The organism is Staphylococcus sp. GDH8C109P (assembly GCF_017893405.1).
Lineage (GTDB): Bacteria > Bacillota > Bacilli > Staphylococcales > Staphylococcaceae > Staphylococcus > Staphylococcus cohnii.
Genome location: NZ_JAESMX010000004.1, coordinates 1 through 386, shown reverse-complemented (window position 1 = coordinate 386; position 386 = coordinate 1). Strand labels below are relative to the sequence as shown.

The following is a 386-nucleotide window of genomic DNA, read 5'->3' as shown; positions in this document are numbered from 1 at the left end:
TATTTATATCGTGCCATTGATGCAGAGGGACATACATTAGATATTTGGTTGCGTAAGCAACGAGATAATCATTCAGCATATGCGTTTATCAAACGTCTCATTAAACAATTTGGTAAACCTCAAAAGGTAATTACAGATCAGGCACCTTCAACGAAGGTAGCAATGGCTAAAGTAATTAAAGCTTTTAAACTTAAACCTGACTGTCATTGTACATCGAAATATCTGAATAACCTCATTGAGCAAGATCACCGTCATATTAAAGTAAGAAAGACAAGGTATCAAAGTATCAATACAGCAAAGAATACTTTAAAAGGTATTGAATGTATTTACGCTCTATATAAAAAGAACCGCAGGTCTCTTCAGATCTACGGATTTTCGCCATGCCA

General features: G+C 35.0%; 1 pseudogene. It reads left to right on the top strand.

The features are described from left to right. Positions 1 to 386, top strand: a pseudogene (locus KA867_RS01655) (IS6-like element IS257 family transposase); the annotation flags it as partial.